This is a genomic window from Pseudarthrobacter sp. AL07 (assembly GCF_029960665.1).
Classification (GTDB): Bacteria; Actinomycetota; Actinomycetes; order Actinomycetales; family Micrococcaceae; genus Arthrobacter.
In genome coordinates, this window is record NZ_JASBRB010000070.1 from 1 (window position 1) to 1,514 (window position 1,514).

At 61.7% G+C, this 1,514-nt stretch carries 1 protein-coding gene; it reads right to left on the bottom strand.

From position 1 onward, the window contains the following. Nucleotides 1-310: 310 nt before the first annotated feature. Nucleotides 311-652: a transcription initiation protein gene (locus tag QK290_RS18400; RefSeq protein WP_282332112.1), complete on the bottom strand. Its 342-nt coding sequence runs from the start codon at nt 650-652 to the stop codon at nt 311-313. Nucleotides 653-1,514 lie beyond the last annotated feature (862 nt).

Below are 1,514 nucleotides of genomic sequence, written 5' to 3' on the forward strand. Positions count from 1 at the left end.
CCCGCCGGCACACAGAACCACACCCGGCACAGTGAAATTCGACACCCCCACCCACAACCCGCTGCAATGTCGCATGCGCGTGGATCCGCTTCATGTCCGCGTTCGAGTCCGTTACGGACCGGTCCGTTAAGCGAGAAGGTCAAATCATCAACGGCGATCGGCCTGCGCTGGTGCTCAATGACGACCTTCGGCTCGAACGTGCAGGCACTGCGTTCAGTCCCAGCAGGTATTAGATACACGGACGTCGCCCCCAATCCTCAAAGAAACCTCGCCCGCTGACTTGCCGACCGACTCTCTGAGGTTGCTCTCGTCAGCTGGCCGGGTCGTACATGAACTGCCGGAGCTCTTGCGGGCAGCGGCAGGCCACGGCGATCTTCGCGGCCCACTCGAGTGCCGCCTCCCGTGAGGGCAGCTCGAGTACGGTGTACCCGCCGTTGGGCACCTTGTGGCCTGGGTAGGTGACCACGGTGACGGTGCCGTCACCGGCCACGAGCACCGGGTCTACGCCCTCATTGATTTCGCCGCCGAAGACGTACACGCCGGCCGCCTTGGCCTCGTCGATGACAGCATGCGAGGCTTCGACTACCGCCTCGAAGTCCTCCTCGGGGAACACCATGGGCTCACCGGGGAACGAGATCAGGTACCTCGTCATTCGTGGACTCCGCTGCTCCGGGGGCGCCATCCGCCGGCTCTTCTCTGCGGCACCCACACAACCGCTTTCGCCTATCCTGATCTGACCACGTTCTGTCGGCTAGACGAGCTGGGTCTGAAAGTCACCGGGCCCGGCCATTGGACCAAGTTCCTCGCGGACCTACGGGCCGCAGTCGAAGGAATGGATTTGGTGCCGGCGTTCATCAAGCAAGCAGAAGTAACCTTCCCTGGCATCTCATTCCGCGTCGCCTCCCTCACGAATCTCGGAGTTCCCGAAGGATATGCATCCGGCATCCTGGCTTGGTAATCGCTAATCCACTTTGCACCCGACCAGGTTCCCCCCGTTCTCCGGGAGCTGGCACGGTGCCTGGCTCCTGGCGGGCTTCTCCTACTAGGTCTGTTTGAAGGCGACGAAATCACCAGATTGCCACACGCTGTAACGCCTGCATACTCCTGGCCCGTGGAAGCAATAACCATGATGCTTAGTGCCGCCGGCTTCGAAACCATCTCGCATCAGAGGCGAACTGATCCTGGTCATCGGCCGTATGCCGCTATCAGCGCACGCCTGAGCCGTTCTGAGGAGACATGGCCAATAGGGATGCGCACAGGTGCACGAAAGGGCAAACCTACAACAAGGCAGAGGTTCCGAGCTGCCACCGGAGAGGCCACAGCCTTCGTCGTCTCGGCGGCTGGCCATTCCCCGCTTGATGTGATCCAGTCAACAGAAGCCCGTTCTGGCCGATTACTGCATCGGGACCTTTGTGAGCCCCTCAGATTCCCCGCCGCGACGCGGATCCTGGAGGCATAGGGGCCCGTTGTGGGGGTGGATTTGCGGTGGGGGTTGGGTGGGTGTATTGTTTTCT